At 47.7% G+C, this 17,892-nt stretch carries 14 protein-coding genes and 1 pseudogene; 14 read left to right on the plus strand and 1 reads right to left on the minus strand.

Annotated features, from left to right (window positions below):
* The first annotated feature begins 22 nt into the window (after positions 1-22).
* The 7 genes and pseudogenes from O9X78_RS04980 to O9X78_RS05010 all read left to right on the plus strand — a co-directional run bounded on the left by O9X78_RS04980 (position 23) and on the right by O9X78_RS05010 (position 7,119).
* The gene (locus O9X78_RS04980) at positions 23-931 is read left to right on the plus strand and encodes a phosphoribulokinase (RefSeq protein ID WP_269618516.1); all 909 of its coding nucleotides are present in this window, start codon (positions 23-25) and stop codon (positions 929-931) included.
* Positions 928-1,749, plus strand: a complete 822-nt coding sequence (locus O9X78_RS04985) for an HAD-IIB family hydrolase (RefSeq protein WP_269618517.1) — start codon at positions 928-930, stop codon at positions 1,747-1,749. Before O9X78_RS04980 ends, O9X78_RS04985 begins: the two co-directional genes overlap by 4 nt.
* A gap of 66 nt (positions 1,750-1,815) precedes the next feature.
* Positions 1,816-3,036 carry a glycosyltransferase family protein gene (locus O9X78_RS04990; RefSeq protein ID WP_269618518.1) on the plus strand — a complete coding sequence of 407 codons (1,221 nt, stop codon included), beginning with the start codon at positions 1,816-1,818 and terminating at the stop codon, positions 3,034-3,036.
* Entirely contained in the window at positions 3,037-4,812 is a 1,776-nt protein-coding gene (locus O9X78_RS04995; RefSeq protein ID WP_269618519.1) for a sugar phosphorylase, read from the plus strand.
* A gap of 303 nt (positions 4,813-5,115) precedes the next feature.
* Positions 5,116-5,910: an alpha/beta hydrolase gene (locus O9X78_RS05000; RefSeq protein WP_269618520.1), complete on the plus strand. Its 795-nt coding sequence runs from the start codon at positions 5,116-5,118 to the stop codon at positions 5,908-5,910.
* A 193-nt stretch (positions 5,911-6,103) separates the two neighbouring features.
* Positions 6,104-6,382 (plus strand): annotated as a pseudogene (locus O9X78_RS05005) (alanine:cation symporter family protein); the annotation flags it as partial.
* 224 nt (positions 6,383-6,606) lie between these two features.
* Complete coding sequence (locus O9X78_RS05010; protein WP_269618521.1) at positions 6,607-7,119, plus strand: DUF1993 domain-containing protein; 513 nt, start codon at positions 6,607-6,609, stop codon at positions 7,117-7,119.
* Positions 7,120-7,163: 44 nt separating this feature from the next.
* On the opposite strand, the gene oxyR is transcribed toward O9X78_RS05010, so the two are convergent.
* On the minus strand, positions 7,164-8,057 hold the full coding sequence (oxyR, locus tag O9X78_RS05015; RefSeq protein WP_269618522.1) for a DNA-binding transcriptional regulator OxyR: 894 nt from the start codon (positions 8,055-8,057) through the stop codon (positions 7,164-7,166).
* Positions 8,058-8,195: 138 nt separating this feature from the next.
* Between oxyR and ahpC the strand changes: the two genes are divergently transcribed.
* From ahpC to O9X78_RS05050, 7 genes are all read left to right on the plus strand, one after another.
* Positions 8,196-8,765 (plus strand): alkyl hydroperoxide reductase subunit C, encoded by a 570-nt coding sequence (ahpC, locus tag O9X78_RS05020; protein WP_159240620.1) that lies wholly within the window; start codon positions 8,196-8,198, stop codon positions 8,763-8,765.
* Between the two features lie 85 nt (positions 8,766-8,850).
* Entirely contained in the window at positions 8,851-10,452 is a 1,602-nt protein-coding gene (gene ahpF / locus O9X78_RS05025) for an alkyl hydroperoxide reductase subunit F (RefSeq protein WP_269618736.1), read from the plus strand.
* Between the two features lie 305 nt (positions 10,453-10,757).
* Positions 10,758-11,900, plus strand: coding sequence for a Fic family protein (locus O9X78_RS05030; RefSeq protein ID WP_269618523.1), 1,143 nt, complete (start codon positions 10,758-10,760; stop codon positions 11,898-11,900).
* Between the two features lie 246 nt (positions 11,901-12,146).
* Positions 12,147-12,560 (plus strand): (deoxy)nucleoside triphosphate pyrophosphohydrolase, encoded by a 414-nt coding sequence (locus tag O9X78_RS05035; RefSeq protein ID WP_269618524.1) that lies wholly within the window; start codon positions 12,147-12,149, stop codon positions 12,558-12,560.
* Between the two features lie 4 nt (positions 12,561-12,564).
* Positions 12,565-14,538, plus strand: coding sequence for a DUF2075 domain-containing protein (locus O9X78_RS05040; protein ID WP_269618525.1), 1,974 nt, complete (start codon positions 12,565-12,567; stop codon positions 14,536-14,538).
* Positions 14,539-14,767: 229 nt separating this feature from the next.
* Positions 14,768-15,220, plus strand: a complete 453-nt coding sequence (locus O9X78_RS05045) for a DUF6010 family protein (RefSeq protein ID WP_269618526.1) — start codon at positions 14,768-14,770, stop codon at positions 15,218-15,220.
* Positions 15,221-15,488: 268 nt separating this feature from the next.
* Positions 15,489-17,804, plus strand: a complete 2,316-nt coding sequence (locus O9X78_RS05050; protein ID WP_269618527.1) for a DUF6351 family protein — start codon at positions 15,489-15,491, stop codon at positions 17,802-17,804.
* Positions 17,805-17,892 lie beyond the last annotated feature (88 nt).

The following is a 17,892-nucleotide window of genomic DNA, read 5'->3' on the forward strand; positions in this document are numbered from 1 at the left end:
CAGGCTTGGACGGAGGGATGTTTTGCCCAACGCGACGGAAACCTTGAGCGAATTTCTTGAAAGAGAGAGGTTGCCCGATAGCTATCGGGCGCAGGCGCAAGACGTATTTATTCCATTTATCGAAACTCTTCGCCCAATTTTAGGTCATGAGGGGAAGGTGCCTGTGCTTGGCATTCATGGTTCCCAAGGCAGCGGAAAATCGACCCTTGGCGAACTCATCTACTGGTATTTGCATGAGCAGGGCGGATTAAATGTCGCCTTGTTATCCCTCGACGATTTTTATCTTACTTTGGCGCAGCGGCAGCAACTTGCAAAAACCGCTCACCCCCTCTTGCGCACCCGTGGTGTGCCCGGCACCCATGACATTCCCTTGGCGATGGCGACAATTTCTAAACTTCAAACCTTAGGCGCTGGTGAGACACTTCGCTTGCCTCGCTTTAACAAAGCGCAGGATGATCGCGCTCCAGAGTCGAATTGGCCAGAAATAACCGGGCCAATTGATCTAGTCGTGTTTGAAGGTTGGTGCGTGGGCTCTACGCCGCAGACAGCGGCTCAGTTAGTGTCGCCAATTAATGATTTAGAGCGCCTTGAAGATGTGGATAGTACGTGGCGTAACTATGTGAATAGCGCACTAGAGAATGAATATCAGGTCCTTTTTGCAGAATTGGATTATTTGCTCATGCTACGCGCGCCGAGCTTTAACTGTGTTGCGGCGTGGCGTGGTGAACAAGAGCGGAAATTAGCTCAGCGTCAAAGCGATAATTCGGCGGCAACTGGTTTGATGGATGAGGCGGCGATACTGCGATTCATTCAACACTATGAGCGCATTACTACCCACTGTCTTAACACCTTGCCCGCATTAGCCGACTGTGTAATGAGCCTTGATGAGCGGCGACAAATTTTAAATGTGAGTTATCGGGAGATTAAATGACTGCGGAATCTCCAAGAGATGTGATTTTCACAGACCTTGATGGAACCCTGCTAGACCATGAGAGTTACTCCTTCGCAGCGGCGGCTCCTGCTATGGCGCTGTTAGAAGCGCGTTCGATTATCTGGGTATTAAACACAAGTAAAACCTGCGCAGAATTAAAGCCTCTGGCTAAACGGCTTGGTAACCGCTACCCCTTTATTGTTGAAAACGGCGCGGCGGTGGTGGTGCCGGCGGGATGCCATTTGTTGGCAGATGTTGAAATGACCTTAATCGACGGGGCGAGGCATAAGTGCTTTGCTCCACGTCGTCATGACATTATTCATCTGTTACATGGTTGGCGAGAGGAGAAAGGCTACAAATTTTCCGGCTTCAGCGATTTCGACGCAGTTGCATTGCGCGATATCACCGGTCTTGAGCTTGCAGATGCAGAGTTAGCCTTGCAGCGCGATTATTCAGAACCTATCTGTTGGCAGGATAGCGAAGAGCAATGGCAGCGCTTCGAACGCGATTTAAAAGTGGTTGGTCTTCAGGCCCTAAAAGGCGGTCGCTTTCATCATATTATGGGCCCCGCCAATAAAGGGCTAGCCATGTCGTGGCTGGTTTCTTGCTTATATCCCTCAGGGCCCGCACCACGGGTTATCGCCTTGGGAGATAGCGGTAATGACGTGGCAATGTTGGCGGCAGCAGATATTGGCGTAGTGATTCGCTCCGATCACCATGCACCGCCAGATGTTCCCAATCCAAAAGGTGCGATTGTATTTACAGAACGGAGTGGCCCCGCAGGCTGGAACGATACCTTGTTGGACTTACTAAACTGACGCTAAGTAGTTAACGATTACGGCAGGTATTCAAAAACAATAGGTTTAAAATAAAACGAGATTTATATGGGCGATTTCTATCAGAACGGCATTATTACTACCTTGCATAACTTGGTCGACAGATCAGTCGAAGACCTAGAGGCAGAACTACTTAGATTTTCTCAACGACGGCCAATGGCCCTAATTTTACCGTCATTATTTTCGGAGTTGGAAGGCACGGCACTGCCAGCCATTATTGATGAAATTGCCAAAGTAAAATACATCGACGAAATTATTATTGGGCTAGATCAAGCGACCGAAGAGCAGTACCGTCACGCTTTGAAATTTTTTAGTCGTCTACCGCAGCGTCATCGAGTGTTGTGGAATGACGGCCCGCGCTTACAAGCAATTGATGAACGTCTTAAAGGTCGTGGCTTGTCACCGGCGGAACCGGGAAAAGGTCGTAATGTGTGGTTTTGTATTGGTTATATTCAGGCGTCTGGCCGTGCTGAAGCGATTGCCTTGCACGACTGCGACATTTTAACTTACGACCGCCGCCTCTTGGCGCAATTGTTTTACCCTGTAGCTAATCCTGGCTTTAACTATGAATTCTGCAAGGGCTACTACGCCCGCGTCGCCGACGGAAAGATTAACGGCAGGGTAAGTCGTTTATTGGTAACACCGTTAATACGTTCTTTGAAAAAAATATTCGGTTCCTTAGATTATTTAGATTATCTCGATAGCTATCGCTACCCCTTATCCGGTGAGTTTTCGATGCGCAAAGATGTGTTAAACGACCTACGAATTCCAAGTGACTGGGGGCTAGAAATCGGCGTCTTGTCAGAGATGTACCGCAACTATTCAACTAACCGTTTGTGTCAGGTTGATATTGCCGATGTATACGATCACAAGCATCAATCTTTGTCAGAGGAGGACGATAGTGGTGGTTTGTCAAAAATGTCCATCGATATTTCCAAAGCAGTGTTCAGAAAACTAGCAACCAACGGTGTAGTATTTAACAGTGAAACCTTTCGGACAATTAAGGCAACTTACTATCGTGTCGCTTTAGATTTTGTGGACAGTTATCGCAATGACGCAGTGATGAACGGTTTAGATTTGGATCTGCATCGCGAAGAGCAGGCAGTCGAATTGTTTGCTCAAAATATCGTAAAAGCGGGCAATATGTTTTTAGAAAACCCGATGGAAACTCCATTTATTCCAAGCTGGAATCGTATTAGTAGCGCGGAGCCAACGCTATTAGATGACATGATGGCCGCAGTGGTTGCCGACAACGAGGAATTTGCTTGAATGACAGATTTAGCGCCGCAGCAGCATTTACGTGAACGACTTAGCGCCCATTTAGAGGTTTTGTATCCAAGCCTTGATAGGGTGTCATTGTTGGAAAACATGATTGCGGTGATGGCGCTGGATCAACGCTGCTTTATGCCAGAGGCACATAAGAACCTGTGGGATGAAAGTGACACCTTGGTGATAACCTACGGCGATTCAATCCTGCGCGAAGGTGAGTGGCCGCTACATACATTGCATGATTTTTTACGCCGAGAACTACGAGGCTTAATCAGCGGTGTTCATATTTTACCGTTTTATCCCTATAGCTCCGACGACGGCTTTTCGGTCATTAACTATGTCGAAGTAAATCCCTCATTAGGTGACTGGAAGGATATTACCGCCATTGCTCGGGACTTCGATTTAATGGCGGATTTAGTAATTAATCACTGTTCTAGTCGCAGCCTGTGGTTTGAAAATTTTAAACAACGTCGCGATCCGGGCATGGACTATTTTGTCGAAGTCGATCCCGCGACTGACTTGAGCGAGGTCGTCAGACCGCGCACCAGCCCGCTACTAAACGAAGTGCAAACCTTAGACGGCAAGCGCCATGTATGGTGTACATTTAGTCACGACCAAGTAGATCTTAATTTTCAAAACCCTACGGTCTTGTTAGAGTTTGTGAAAATTATTCGCTATTACCTCGACATGGGGGTAAAGATTTTTCGTCTCGATGCTGTCGCGTTTTTATGGAAAATTCCCGGCACCACCAGTTTAAATTTAGAACAAACTCATGAGGCCGTGCGCCTGCTGCGTACCTTAATAGAGCACGCTGTGCCCGAGGCGATTATTATCACCGAGACTAATATCCCTCTTCGAGAAAATCTCGCCTATTTCGGTAATGCCAACGAGGCGCATCTTGTTTATAACTTCTCGCTGCCGCCCCTATTAATTAACACCATGGTAAGTGGTAGTTGTAAGGCCTTAAAAACCTGGATGATGGGCATGCCCGCTGCACAGGACGGCACCACTTATTTTAACTTTATTGCCTCCCACGACGGCATCGGCTTGCGCCCGGCAGAGGGTTTGTTAGAAGACGCCGAAATAAATCAATTAGTTACCCTTATGCAAAAGAGCGGTGGTCGCGTATCTTGGCGCGCCCTAGCTAATGGCGAAAATCGCCCCTATGAAATAAACATAAGTCTCTTCGACGCGATGCGTCGTCACATGCAGGCAGAAAACGAAAATGACGGCGAAGATGGCTTCCAAGAGCAGCGCTTCATCTGCGCTCATGCCTTGATGCTCGCTGTGCAAGGTGTACCTGCGTTCTATATCCACAGTTTACTGGCGACTGAGAATGACGAAAATCGCGTGCTACACACCAGCCATAACCGCTCAATAAATCGCCATCAATGGGTGGCGGATGATCTTGAGTCCCAACTTGCAACTAATAGCCACCACGCCAGAATTTTTGGCGTACTCAAAGCGCTTATCACCCTGCGCTCAACGCAGGCTGCATTCCATCCAAATGCTGCGCAATACCCGTTGCACCTAGGTGACAAGGTGTTTGGTATTCGCCGCGAGAGTCACAGCACGGGTGCCGCCATTGTTGCGGTTTATAATATCACTGCTGAGCCACAGGAAATTTTGCTGTCAGATTTAAATCTTGATGAATCAGCACGCTGGCAGGATATCTTGATTGATGGCGCTGATATTCGTAGTCAGCACAGCATACTGCTCGCACCTTATGACTATCGTTGGTTGCGTCGTGGTGAGGTGATGGGGGCATCAAGTTGATATTGGTATGCAGCTTCGAACTGCGATGCTACTAAATATTAGATTTTCGATTATTCTTGAAGAATATAATGATCATCGCTAGTGCGTGAGCCGAACATTATTGATATGACGGTGATACAGCGCTAAAAATTTTCATGCGAACTAGGCGCTATTAATTCCAGGGTTAACGTACCGTCATTGAAGTTGTACCTTAACTGCGTGGCAACCAAAGTCTAACGAGCAAAAAAGCAGCGCGTCTGCGTTGGGAGTGATGTGTAAAAGCTTGGCAGCGCTTATGCACTTAAGTGTCTAAGGTGATAACTCATGAAACTGGAAGTCATTCGTAAAGGCGAGCGCAGTCAAATTTGCCCGGCCCCTTTATTGTTTGTACATGGCGCTTGGCATGGTGCCTGGTGTTGGGATGAGTATTTTCTCGATTATTTCACTGGGCTGGGTTATGAGTGTATTGCGCCAAGCCTGAGGGGGCATGGTGGTAGTCCCGGCGTGGCGAAAATGAATCTCTATCGTATTGCCGACTATGTGGACGATGTGGCGAGTATAGCTCTATCGTTAGATACACCGCCCATCGTCATCGGCCATTCCATGGGAGGATTGGTAACCCAGCACTATTTAGCACAGCACCCGGCAACTGCGGGCGTACTGCTCGGCTCGGTACCGCCGAGTGGAATTAAAGGCGTGGTGATGAGTTTGCTCAAGCATCATCCGCTGCGGTTTATGATTGCAAACCTGAGTTGGAATCTGCATTTATTGGTCAACACGCCGGCGAAGGCGAGGTCGCTGTTCTATTCCTCCGCAGTTTCCGAGGCGGACGTAGAGCGCTATGTGCACAGGCTGACGAATGAGTCTTATCTTGCGTTTATCGATATGTTGGTGCTCGACTTGCCTAAACGAGCTGCGGTGAAAGTGCCGCTCAAGGTGATAGGTGGTGAGCTGGATACAATCTTTCCGCCCGCTGATGTGCAAGCGACTGCGGAGTTTTATAACAGTGTGGCGAAGATTTATCCTGACACGGCCCATAATCTGATGCTGGAGCCACGTTGGAAAGAGGTAGCTGACGATATTCATGGATGGATTCAGGCGGCCGTTGTGGGTCGGTGAATGTTTACCAGAGAATGTTAAGTAGTCGCGATTTGCTTGAGTGCTGCATACCGGCGATTCATCGGCCTCAGTAAACGAGCTGCATCACGCTCCCTTTAAGCTGCGATGTCATGTTGCGGGCCAGCAGCTATTTTGAGGGCCGCCACTCGCTTGCGCATATGCTGCCGTAAATAAGTCTGCACTTGGCCAGGCCGCTATTCTTGCGGTGTTAGTCAGCTTTCTCAGTCTGAGCACAGTATTTGCGTTCTGGTATTACGGTGGTGAATGTTTGGGATTTCTAATCGTTGCGCGTTATCAACACGATTGTATCTGGTTCTACCTACTGCTTATTATTGCAGGCTCTGTTGCCTCACTGAACTTGGTGGTTAATCTGGTAGACTCAATGTATGCCTTGATGGCTATACCCACGATGACCTCGGCGCTATTATTAGCGCCAAAAGCTAACGCCGCCAGAGCGTATTTTGCGAGTTAGGAGCAACAGTAATGAACGTGAATGCACGAAATTTATGGATCAACCCGTGCGTTGTGATCGTTTATAAATTGAAGAATATTGCGTCGATAAGCTTGGCGGGTATTGTTTCATTCCGGCGATAAAAATTTTACTCTTTAGGCTATTGAATCACTCATTTATACCCCAAACTCTTACCCATCAACAAAAACCATAAAAGCTCAATCCATTCCGCGAGGTGATCTACCATGTTCTATGACATTACAGTTGTGCAAGCGAGCAAGATGCTGGGTAATTTGAAGGTAATGCTGGAGAAAGCCGAGGAGTTTGCAGAAACCAAAAAGGTCGCCCCAGAGGTATTATTGAGCTCGCGTTTGGCGCCGGATCAGTTTCCTTTGATTCGCCAAGTCCAAATTTGCTGCGACACCGCCAAGCTAGGTGCAGCGCGTTTAGCCGGTAAGGCAGACAGCGCACCAAAGCATGAAGATACCGAGACAACCGTCGATGAACTCTATGCTCGTATTGCCGCGGTGCAGGAGTACTTGGCGACCTATACCCCAGCAGATTTTGCGGAGACCGCATCCAAAGAAATTAGTCTGCCGTGGTTAGATGGCAAGAAAATGCTGGGCAGTACGTTTGCGACCAGTTTTGTTATTCCCAATTTGTATTTCCACGTGACAACGGCGTATGCGATTTTGCGCCACAACGGTGTCGACTTAGGTAAATTGGATTATCTGGGTAGCATTTCCTTTATTGAGTAAGCTCAAGCCACGGGTCGCCTAACAGTCTGTGTTTGGTGGCCCGATCATTTTATGAAATCTACCATCGACGTTCTGATCGACGACACCACGGCCCGCACGCATTCCATTCGTGAGTAGTTGGGTCTGACCAGCAAGCAAATCTCCCTGCTCGGGACGGGCGCCTTAAAGTGTGTGTAGCGCAGACCGTGTTCCCCTTCTTTGATTGCCAGTTCCGGAATTAGGGTGATCCCCATGCCGCTGGCGATCATATAGCGCAAGGTCTCTAAGCTCGTTGCCTGAAATCGCGAATCCTCCTTGGCGCCGGCGGTAAAGCAATAGCCCAAGGCTTCGTCGCGCAGGCAGTGCCCATCTTCTAGTGTGAGTACCCACTGCCCGTTTAAGTCCTTTAGGCTAAGGTCATTTTTTTGCGCCAAGGCATGATTGACGGGGGTGGCTAATACCAAGGGTTCGTTAAATAGGGAGTAGCGTTCGACATTCTCCATATTGTCGAGCCAGCTTAGAATCAGCACGTCGAGCTTGCCTTCATCTAATTGTTTTAGCAGTACGTCGGTTTGATTCTCGTGCAGAAAGAAATTGATATTGGGCAGGGCGGCGCTCAGCGCCGACATAATATGCGGCAGCAAGTAGGGCGCTACTGTGGGAATTAAGCCCACATGCAAGTCACCACTTAGCGGGTCAGACAAAGCTTTGGCTGTTTCTTCAAAATCTTCGGCGGTACGCAATACCTGCCGCGCGCGTACCAGTAGTGCTTCCCCCGCCGGGGTCAGCATGACCTTCTTGCGATGGCGCTCAAACAGACTCAGCCCAAGCTGATCTTCCAGCTTCATAATCTGTCCGCTCAGTGTGGGCTGGCTGACAAAGCAGGCCTCTGCTGCTCGGCCAAAGTGGCCGTGCTTGGCGACGGCGTCGAGGTATTGCAGGTCGCGAATCTTAATCATGGCGCTCAATAAGTATTGGTAAAACCTATCAATATCATAATAATGATCGATTAGATACCAAATCTTCTCTTCCGTAGTATGGCTCCTGAGCTTAAGGCAAACCGAATTTACTTATACCAACACCTCAGGAGTAACACTATGTTTCCAACTATTATCAATACCAAAGTACAGCCCTTCAAAGCGACGGCCTACCACAATGGCGACTTTATTGACGTCAGCGATGCCGACCTACTGGGCAAGTGGTCAGTGGTTGTTTTCTACCCTGCCGACTTTACCTTTGTATGCCCCACCGAGTTGGGCGACATGGCAGACCATTACGCACAGCTGCAAGAAATGGGCGTGGAAGTCTACTCTGTATCAACCGACACCCACTTCACCCACAAAGCGTGGCACGACACCTCCGACACCATTGGCAAAATTCAGTACCCAATGATCGGTGATCCAACAGGCCGTATTTCACGCAACTTTGGCGTAATGATCGAAGAAGACGGTTTGGCATTGCGCGGCACTTTCGTGATTAACCCGGAGGGTGAAATCAAAGTGGCTGAGCTACATGACCTCGGTATCGGCCGTTCAGCCAAAGAGTTAGTGCGTAAAGTGCAAGCAGCTCAATACGTTGCAGAACACGACGGCGAAGTCTGCCCAGCAGCATGGCAGCCAGGTGAGGCGACACTGTCTCCGTCACTAGACTTAGTCGGTAAAATTTAACACCCCTGTTGGCCTCGGCGACGGGGCCTTTTTTAAAGTCTATTTCCTTGAATGAATAATGAATTTACGGGACGAGGTAGTCATCATGCTAGACGCGAAATTAAAAACCCAGTTGGAGGCCTACCTCCAAAATCTGAAAACACCGGTAGAGCTGGTCGCGTATCTCGATGGCCAGGATAAATCCCGGGAACTTGAAAGCCTAATGAACGAGATATCAGCGCTGTCTGCGCTGGTATCCATTGTTCAGGGCGAAGACGCCGCAGCGCGTCGTCCGGCGATGGGTGTGCGCTCAGTAGCGAACGGCACAGAAATGCGTTTTGCAGGCGTGCCGCTTGGTCACGAATTTACCTCGTTGGTATTAGCCGTGTTGCACAGTGGCGGCCACCCAATGAAAGTCGATAAAGACTTGATAGAACAAGTGCGCAATCTTGACGGTGAATACCGTTTTGAAACCTATATTTCCTTGAGCTGCCAGACCTGCCCAGAAGTCGTTCAGGCGCTGAATATGATGGCGGCGATCAACCCGCAAATCAGCAATGAAATGATTGACGGCTCGCTGTTCCAGCAAGAAGTCGATGGGCGCAAAGTGATGGCCGTGCCCACCGTATTCATGAACGGTCAGCAGTTTTCACAGGGTCGTATTGGCCTGGCTGATATTTTGAAAAAGATCGACAAAAATGCCGGTGCGCGCAGCCTTAAAAAGTTGGCGGAGAAAGACGTGTTCGACATGCTGATTGTGGGTGGTGGGCCAGCTGGCGCATCTGCGGCTATCTACGCTGCGCGTAAAGGTATTCGCACCGGTATACTCGCCGATAAGTTTGGCGGGCAGTTATTAGATACTGTCAGCATCGAAAACTTTATTTCGGTAACAGAAACCGAAGGCCCTAAATTAGTCGCCAATTTAGAAGCCCACGTGGGTGCTTACGACGTTGATATTATGCGCGGCCACAAAGCATCTGCACTGACCGTTGCGGACGACGGCAGTATTGAAGTCAGCGTTGAAGGCGGTGCAGTATTACGCAGCCGTTCGGTGCTATTAGCCACCGGTGCACGCTGGAGAGAAATGAACGTCCCCGGCGAGCAGGAATACCGCGGCAAAGGTGTGGCCTACTGCCCACACTGCGACGGCCCCTTATTTAAAGGTAAATCCGTTGCGGTCATCGGCGGTGGTAATTCCGGCATAGAAGCCGCAATTGACTTGGCAGGCATAACTGCACACGTCACGGTATTGGAGTTCGACAGTAAATTGCGTGCTGACGAGGTACTGCAACGCAAAGCGCGGTCCATGAAAAACATCGACATTATTACCAGCGCTCAGACCACAGAAGTGCTCGGCGATGGCCAACGTGTTACCGGTTTGCAGTACACAGATCGCAACACCGGCGACGTGAAAAACGTCACCCTGGCAGGCATATTTGTGCAAATCGGCTTGGTACCCAACACCGAGTTTTTGAAAGGCACAGTGGCATTAACACCCCGCGGCGAAATTGAAATTAATGCGCGGGGCGAAACATCAATCCCAGGTGTGTTTGCCGCCGGTGATGTCACCACTGCACCGTTCAAGCAGATAGTCGTTGCTGTAGGTAGCGGCGCAACGGCCGCGCTGGGGGCTTTTGATTATCTTATTCGGCAAGTGGTTGATGAGCCGGAGGCGTCAGTAAAGGCTGAGGAGGGACAAGCTGCTTAAATCACTCAAATTTGATATACCTAATTGCCCCTCATTATGAGGGGCATTTTTTGTCTGGATATTGATTAAGGGTAAGTCCATTTCGTCTTGCCTTTACACCGAGAGGAGTAGCTCAATGGCATGGGTTCTCCGTCATTCATACAGCTTTGTGCTAACCACGCTTCATATCACCCTTAGTGAGTTTTGGACATAACAGAACCGTTATATCGAAAACGTCTATATAATTTGACATAAGGGTGGTCTGGGCATACATTCGACATTGAAATAATCTAATGTCGAAAACTAGTGTGGAATATGACATAGCGATGGATATTCACGACTACAAAGCTGGGCAATATAAGCAGCAATATCAGTACAAAAGTTTTTCTCCTGAGCCAATTAACCACGCATGGGTCTTTTCCGATGGCGATATTCAGCAGCTTTTGAGTGAGGCTGACCGGATGTTGGGGGAGCTAAATGCTTTTTCGCAACTCATTCCCGATGTGGATTACTTTATCCGTATGCACATTACCAAGGAAGCTACCCAGTCCAGCCGAATTGAAGGTACTCGAACCACAATAGAGGACGCCCTGCTAAACAGGCTCGATATTGACCCGGAAAACCGCGATGACTGGGAAGAGGTGCAGAATTATATTTCGGCTATTAATCAAGCTATAAAAGAGCTGGAAGCCCTGCCGCTATCGAATCGGTTGCTAAAATTCACCCATAAAATATTAATGACTGGAGTAAGAGGAGAGGGTAAGCAGCCAGGAGAATTTCGAAACAGTCAAAACTGGATTGGCGTTAGTTTAAAAAACGCGATTTTCGTGCCGCCACATCAAAGTGAGGTGGTCGAACTGATGAGTGACCTTGAGAAGTTTTTCAACAACGATGAGTTTAAAACCCCTCATTTGATAAAAATTGCAGTAGCGCACTATCAATTTGAGACCATACATCCCTTTTTAGATGGTAATGGCCGCTTGGGTCGGTTGATGATTACTCTCTATCTGGCAAGCTCTGGATTGCTAAATAAACCTGCCTTGTATTTATCTGATTATTTCGAACGCAATAAAACGCAGTATGTAGATTCTCTGATGGCTGTTCGCGAATCCAGCCGCATAAAGCAATGGCTAATATTCTTTTTGCATGGTGTCGTTGAAACAGCGGGAAACTCTATTCAAGTGTTTAAAGACATCTTGGCGTTAAAGCTTCGTGTGCAACAAGACGTCTTGCCACGGTTTAGTACGCGCAGGCAAGAAAATGCGCAGTTGCTGATGCGCCATCTCTATCAAGACCCAGTGGTTTCAATTAAAGAAGTAGCCGAGTTGTTGAACATTAAGGTTAATACAGCAGCCGCTTTAGTGGGGGATTTTGAAAAGTATGGTGTACTAAACGAATTGACTGGGGGGCGCCGCAATCGACTTTTTCACTTTGAAGATTATACGAGCATCTTCAAAAGTAAGAGTTGATCGGCTAATGCAGCGGTTGCGATAAATATTTAGTGGGTATCCTGAATAATACCGACGCTAAGGAAGTTGACTTAAATATAGGGAGCTCATGTTATGTTTGGCTGGCGTAAAATTCTGGGGCTGGTCTTTGAGTTATGATTTTATTCGGAATTTATGAAAGGTTTATGTCATGTATTGAATTTTTATAGGAGAAATAAAAGTGTTAAGGGCTTTATCTGATAATTAAATATACTAAATGCTTACGTTATGAAAAAACAACTCGACGTCGCCGCCGCTATTATAGTCAAAGATAGTAAAGTATTTGCTGCCCGCCGTAAGATTGGTAAGCATCTAGCCGGCTATTGGGAGTTTCCTGGTGGCAAATTAGAAGAAGGCGAAACTCCTGAGCTCTGCCTGGCCCGTGAGCTAAAGGAAGAACTTAATATCACTACCCGCGTTGGAATTTTTGTCGGTGAAAATATTTATGACTATGGTACTAAGGTCGTTCATTTAATGGCTTATCAGGTTGAGCACTTGGCAGGTGATTTTACATTGATTGATCATGACGAAATACGATGGCTAGCTTTTGATGAGTTGAATAGCGTTCAGTGGGCGCCAGCTGATATTCCCTTGGTAGAACAGTATCAGTTAATGACTAAAATGTTATCAGAGATAGATTAATCGAATGAATCGAACTTATTACAAAAATACTATTGCTAGGTTCTGTGCTGATGACCCCAATCATATTATGGGGAAGATGGTAGTTGAACATCACTTTGCCTTATTAGCCACGCAACGCGATGCTTGGGTGGGGCAGATCTTATTGTTGCAATCGATTCTGAAAGATTTCACCGGTCATATTTATTTTGAATATTCAATCCCGCGGATGGGTAAGCGCATCGATGTTTTGTTAATTATCGATGGTGTGATCTTTGTGGTTGAGTTTAAGGTGGGAGCATCTTCATTTTTAGGGGTAGATCTTGATCAAGTGACGGATTATGCGCTCGATTTGCGAAATTTTCATGAAGGCAGCCATGACGCCTATATTGTACCTATATTAGTTTCTACTGAATTTGAAGGTAGAGTTGGCGATGGTATGGCGAAACCGAAAGACAAATTATTTTTCCCTATTTGTTGTAATGGCGTTGAATTGGAGAGGGTTATTCTCTGTGTTTTAGAATTAATTCCAGCTAACTTTCTTGATATGACAAGCTGGGAGAATAGTGGTTATAAACCAACCCCTACGATTATTGAGGCAACGCTAGCGCTATACAATGGGCATTCAGTGGTCGATATATCTCGTAATGATGCGGGTGCTATCAACTTAAGAGATACATCTGCATCAGTTGCAAACATTATTAAATCGGCAAGGGAGAATAATGAGAAAGCAATTGTTTTTGTAACGGGAGTACCTGGTGCAGGTAAAACCTTGGTCGGTTTGAATATTGCTACTACGCATATCGACAAAGATGACGAGCTTTATAGTGTTTTTTTATCAGGTAATGGTCCTCTGGTTTCAATCCTTCAAGAAGCGTTGGCTCGCGATAAGGTTGTACGCGGTAAAGAAAAGGGCGAAAGAGTAAAGGTTGGTGTCGCACGAAGTGAGGTCAAAGCTTTTATCCAAAACGTTCATCATTTCCGTGATGATGGTTTGGCAAACCTTGAAAATGCACCGGTAGAACATGTTGCGCTTTTCGATGAAGCACAACGTGCTTGGGATAAGGCTCAGACTGTGGACTTCATGAGGATGAAAAAGGGGCAGTCAAATTTCAATCAATCTGAACCTGAGTTTTTAATCTCATGCATGGATAGACATAAAGATTGGGCTGTTGTGGTTTGTTTAGTGGGGGGCGGCCAAGAGATTAATAAAGGCGAAGCTGGAATACATGGTTGGTCACAAGCTGTTAAGGAATCTTTTCCTGAGTGGAATATTTATGCTTCCGATCAATTATTTGATAGCGAGTATGGTGGGCAAGCGACGATTAGTGATTTAAATGCTATCAAAGGCACAACTTTTATTCCTCAGTTACATTTAAAAGCGTCGATGCGTTCATTTCGCAGTGAAAAGGTGTCGCTTTTCGTAAAGCAGTTATTAGACCTAGAAATCTCGCAGGCCCAAGACACTTTTAAAGAACTGTCTGAGAAGTATCCTATAGTCTTGACTCGTGATTTAGATCGCGGTCGGGAATGGTTGCGTTCTAAAGCAAGGGGGTCTGAACGCTATGGTATCGTTGTTTCTTCTCAAGCTGAAAGACTGCGACCACTAGGCGTACATGTTAAAGCGCCTGTTAATCCAGTTAATTGGTTTTTAGATGGTAAAGACCATGTACGTTCGTCTTATTATTTAGAAGATGTGGCAACAGAGTTTCATGTTCAGGGTTTAGAGCTGGATTGGGCCTGCTTGGTTTGGGATGCCGATTTTAGGTATACGCCTAATGGATGGATGAATTGGTCGTTTAGGGGTAATAAATGGCAACGGGTTAAAAAAGAAGAGCGCCAGATGTACCAAAAGAACGCTTACCGCGTTTTATTAACTAGAGCTTGGCAAGGAATGATTGTGGTTGTACCTGAGGGTAATGATACGGATATAACCCGGGCTAGGCGCTATTATGATGACACTTATGAGTATTTGGTAAAGGTTGGGCTTGAGGTTGTCTGAGTATAAAAGTCGTTAAAGACCGATGATTTAGGATTAATGGGGTTAGATTCGAATGGCACTAACTTAAGTATTAGGCCTCTTATATGCAAGGTCGTTAGTGAGTCTTTGATCCTGAGTTTCCTAATGCAGAGTTGCGTTTCCTTGTAGTAATCTTGCTTACACAGGTCGCAGCTGCACTTTGTTCCGCCTAAAATAAAATTCGATTCACTGTCGAGATAGAGAGAAAATTATGGCGCTAGCAATCATTATGATCTTGTATGTCAGCGTCGGTGTTTTGGCTGCGGTCGGTTCGATGTATCTCTCCCACCGTTTTGTGCCGGCTCGATTCGAGTCTGCGTTTTATGGCGTATTTCTGATTTTTATCGCTGCGTTCTATCTTGCATTTACTTCCTATTTTGGCGATGAGTCGGCGTGGCGGCTTGAAACGACAGCGGTTGTCGTCTTTGCCATTTTGGGTTGCCTCGGTATAAGGCTGCCGATATTGCTTATCGCTGGCTACGCACTGCATGGTGCGTGGGATCTTCTTCATGAGATTCATCAGCACAGCGGAGCAGATGTGTTCGTCGGTAGGCAATCTACACAGGTGCCACTTGCTTATGGCGCGTTCTGTGCGACCTTTGATTGGGCTGTGGCGATGTATTTCGTGTATCGGCGTAATGACTGGGTTGCAGCTAGGGCTTGATTGTTCACAAAGAGCGCAACAACATAGAAAGCTCTCGTTCAGTTATGTTGGTAAATCTATCGGGTGTTGAGGCTAACATTTACTCGCTAGCGTAATCCCTTGTCTAGTTTCGATTTCTCTATTTTTGCCGCTAATTCCACCTGTTTTTTCGTCGACGTCTATACTTCCTAAATACGATGTAAGTTGACACTGCACATTTTGCCTATAAAGTGTCATAGTGGTTTTTGTTTAGTAAGGCAGTTCGCAAGCGCGAGCAGGGGTTGTGGCAGTGATTTTAAGAATAATAACGATATTAATGGCTCTGACATTGGCCGCCTGTGGGGGAAGTAGTTCCAGCGGGGGTGGTTCTGCGGGTACGCCAGACCCTGATCCGGGCTCCGGCGGTACGGCGGAAGACACGGCACAGCTGAGAGTGTTATCGAACCGCCCAGATATGGTGTCGGCGGGCGATGTATTGGTCGAGGTAGTCTTAGATAATGCCGCAGCGGTAGATGAGCTCGTGTTGACCCGCAATGGCAGCGATGTGACTAGTGTGTTGCAGGCGACGGCAGATAACCCTCTGCGCTTAGTGGGCGTGGTTGACGGTTTAGCGGTAGGTGACAATACCCTCAGTACCAATATTGGCAACGACATTACCGTGGTGAACCATCCGTCTGGTGGCCCAGTATTTACAGGCCCGCATATTCAGCCTTGGAAGTGCCAAGACACCGCCGTGGATGAGGATTGCAATCAGCCGGTTGAATATACTTGGCTGTATAAGTCGACCAATCCGCTGAACGAGGGTTTGCAACCTTACGATCCGGAAAACCCGCCAGTCGATGTGGCTATGACGACGACGGATACCGGCGAAACCCTGCCGTTTATTGTGCGTCAGGAAAATGGATATCAGGCCCGCGATCAGTACACGATTTTTACTTTGCAGAAGGTCGATGAAGATTGGACGCCAGTGCAGCCTCAGTCGCAATGGAACCGCCGCCTATTAGTCACCCACGGCGGTAACTGCCGTGGCGATCACGATACCGAGGCACCGAGTACCGATGATTATTCCGGTACAATTCCGGGCAACCCGCTTATTGATCAGTCTTATATAACAGCGCTGGGTATGGGCTGGTCTGTACTGTCTACTGCGCAGCTTAATCTTGGTCATAACTGTAATCTTAGCTATCAGGCCGAATCGCTGATGATGGCAAAGGAGCGCTTTATAGAACAATACGGCGAGCTGCGTTATACCGTCGGTACGGGTTGTTCCGGCGGCGCGATAACCCAAAATATGATTGCCAATGCCTACCCCGGTTTGTACCAAGGCTTGTTAACTACCTGCACTTATCCCGATGTGATGAGTACGGCGACCCAGTTTGCGGACTATCATATTTTGCTGCGTTATTTTGGCACCGACCCTGATAATCCGTCGCTATTGGCGAGGGATGGCACGCCGTTTACCGTGCAGCAGCAGAATGAGGTTTACGGTCATCTTAATGGCATCGTTAATGCGTCATTAGCTAACTCGGCTTTGTTTGCCGAGGCGGTTGATCCTGCATCCGGTTGTGGCGGTATCAGCGATGAAGAACGTTTTGATCAAGACACCAACCCAGGCGGCGCGCGCTGTGATGTACTGACCTTTATGCAAAATATGATTGGTCAGCGTGAGCAATTCCCCGCTGAGGATCAGCTTCGCGATCATTGGTCGCAAATCGAAAAAGACTTAGGTTATGCCTTTTCTGGTTTTCCGCTGGGTAATGAAGGTGTGCAATACGGCCTTATCCCCCTACAGCAAGGCATCATTACCCCAAGTCAGTTTTTAAAGTTGAATACCAATATTGGCGGTCTTGATCCTAGCTTGAATGTGACCGCTGAACGTTTGAAACCTGACTATCCGGCACTGCCGAATGCCTACCGCACGGGGATTTTGAATACCGTTGTGAATATGGATACCGTGCCAATCATTAATATGACGGGACCTGATCCCGGGGCTGCTCACGACAGTGTGCATGGCTATTGGGTGCGCTGGCGTCTTGAACGCGAATTTGGTAACCGCGATAACTTTGTCCACTGGGGCGGCCTAACGCCATTGATTGGTGATCTGACGTATATGAGTCAATCGTTGGTCGCCATGGCATCGTGGTTAGACGCGATAGAAGCCGACACCAGCGACGCGCCACTGGCGCAGAAAATTGTCACTAACAAGCCTGCGAGTGTGCAAGATCAGTGCAGTGGCGTTCCCGGTCAAATGTGTCCTGAAGAGGCCATGCTAGTGTTTGGTACGCCGCGTACAAAAGCGGGTGCCGACAAATATGGTGATCAGGTGCAATGCCAGTTAAAGCCCTTTAGCCGCGCTGATGATTACGGCTTGGGGAATATCGTATGGCAAGAAGCGGACTGGCAGAAGCTAGAGCAAACTTTTGCGACCGGCGTATGCGATTGGTCAAAGCGGCCTTTGGAATGGCAGCGGACAATTCCGTGGTTGAAGTACCAAGACGCATTGGGTGAAATGGTTATCGGCGGCGAGCAAATGGCGCCTGCGGATTTTCCTGCTGGCTGGGCGAGTCCTGCGTTTAGTAAAACCTGGGTGCCGGGTTGGCAGTAGCCTTGAATTAACTTTTATCTAGTTTCCAGCTGAATGGGTGCTTGTTCAGTGCCGCTAAGTCCTAGCTGTTGCTAGGACTTAGCTTCGA

The sequence above is a fragment of the Zhongshania aquatica genome (assembly GCF_027257955.1).
Taxonomy (GTDB): Bacteria; Pseudomonadota; Gammaproteobacteria; order Pseudomonadales; family Spongiibacteraceae; genus Spongiibacter; species Spongiibacter aquatica.

Excerpts from the sequence above, each read along its gene's own strand:
- O9X78_RS05040 (WP_269618525.1), top strand. The coding sequence starts at position 12,565 with ATGAATCGAACTTATTACAAAAATACTATTGCTAGGTTCTGTGCTGAT.
- O9X78_RS04990 (WP_269618518.1), top strand. The coding sequence starts at position 1,816 with ATGGGCGATTTCTATCAGAACGGCATTATTACTACCTTGCATAACTTG.
- O9X78_RS05030 (WP_269618523.1), top strand. The coding sequence starts at position 10,758 with ATGGATATTCACGACTACAAAGCTGGGCAATATAAGCAGCAATATCAG.
- O9X78_RS04995 (WP_269618519.1), top strand. The coding sequence starts at position 3,037 with ATGACAGATTTAGCGCCGCAGCAGCATTTACGTGAACGACTTAGCGCC.
- O9X78_RS05000 (WP_269618520.1), top strand. The coding sequence starts at position 5,116 with ATGAAACTGGAAGTCATTCGTAAAGGCGAGCGCAGTCAAATTTGCCCG.
- O9X78_RS04985 (WP_269618517.1), top strand. The coding sequence starts at position 928 with ATGACTGCGGAATCTCCAAGAGATGTGATTTTCACAGACCTTGATGGA.
- ahpF (WP_269618736.1), top strand. The coding sequence starts at position 8,851 with ATGCTAGACGCGAAATTAAAAACCCAGTTGGAGGCCTACCTCCAAAAT.
- oxyR (WP_269618522.1), bottom strand. The coding sequence starts at position 8,057 with ATGATTAAGATTCGCGACCTGCAATACCTCGACGCCGTCGCCAAGCAC.
- O9X78_RS05010 (WP_269618521.1), top strand. The coding sequence starts at position 6,607 with ATGTTCTATGACATTACAGTTGTGCAAGCGAGCAAGATGCTGGGTAAT.
- O9X78_RS05045 (WP_269618526.1), top strand. The coding sequence starts at position 14,768 with ATGGCGCTAGCAATCATTATGATCTTGTATGTCAGCGTCGGTGTTTTG.
- ahpC (WP_159240620.1), top strand. The coding sequence starts at position 8,196 with ATGTTTCCAACTATTATCAATACCAAAGTACAGCCCTTCAAAGCGACG.
- O9X78_RS05035 (WP_269618524.1), top strand. The coding sequence starts at position 12,147 with ATGAAAAAACAACTCGACGTCGCCGCCGCTATTATAGTCAAAGATAGT.